At 47.1% G+C, this 442-nt stretch carries 1 rRNA gene; it reads left to right on the forward strand.

Going from position 1 to position 442, the window contains the following annotated elements:
- Positions 1-442: ribosomal RNA gene (locus tag EII32_RS11670) — 23S ribosomal RNA — on the forward strand; the annotation flags it as partial.

The following is a 442-nucleotide window of genomic DNA, read 5'->3' on the forward strand; positions in this document are numbered from 1 at the left end:
AACGGAGCCGAAGGGAAACCAAGTCTTAATAGGGCGAGATAGTCGTTTGGCGTAGACGCGAAACCTGGTGATCTAAACCTGTCCAGGATGAAGCTGTGGTAAGACACAGTGGAGGTCCTAACCCACCGCCGTTGAAAAGTTGGGGGATGAGGTAGGTTTAGGGGTGAAAAGCCAATCGAACCAGGAGATAGCTCGTTCTCTCCGAAATGCATCTAGGTGCAGCCTTGAGTGTTCAATTATGGGGGTAGAGCACTGAATGATCTAGGGGGCATATTGCTTACTGAAATCAATCAAACTCCGAATACCATAATTTAAAGCTCAGGAGTGAGACTATGGGAGTTAACTTCCATTGTCAAAAGGGAAACAACCCAGACCACCAGCTAAGGTCCCAAATTATAACTAAGTGGGAAAGGAGGTGGAGATTCACAGACAACTAGGAGGT

This window comes from Prevotella sp. OH937_COT-195 (genome assembly GCF_003932845.1).
In the GTDB taxonomy this organism is placed as follows: domain Bacteria; phylum Bacteroidota; class Bacteroidia; order Bacteroidales; family Bacteroidaceae; genus Prevotella.